1 protein-coding gene is annotated in these 263 nt (G+C 54.4%); it reads left to right on the top strand.

Annotated features, from left to right (window positions below):
• A partial coding sequence (locus KVT28_RS25385) for a TetR/AcrR family transcriptional regulator (protein ID WP_217550965.1) occupies positions 1-263 on the top strand: 263 nt, incomplete at both ends.

Raw genomic sequence — 263 nt, 5'->3', positions numbered from 1 at the left:
GACATCGCCATCGAAGTCGGCATCGGCAAGGGGACGATCTATCTCCACTTCACCAGCAAAGAGGAGATAGTGCTCTCGCACATCGACCGCATTGTCGAACGGACCAAGGAGCAACTCAGGCAGATTTCCCGTTCAGATGCAACAGCAGCGGAACGACTTCGATCGATGTTGCTGACACGCGTGATGTTTCGCTTTGACAGTATCCAGCACTACACCCAAAGCCTGAGCGATCTTCTCGCAGCTCTGCGTCCTGGATTGCATGC

It is taken from the genome of Pantoea sp. GbtcB22 (genome assembly GCF_019091025.1).
Taxonomy (GTDB): Bacteria; Pseudomonadota; Gammaproteobacteria; order Enterobacterales; family Enterobacteriaceae; genus Pantoea; species Pantoea leporis.
Note: the sequence above shows the minus strand (reverse complement) of the source record. Positions and strands in the feature narration are given on the sequence as shown.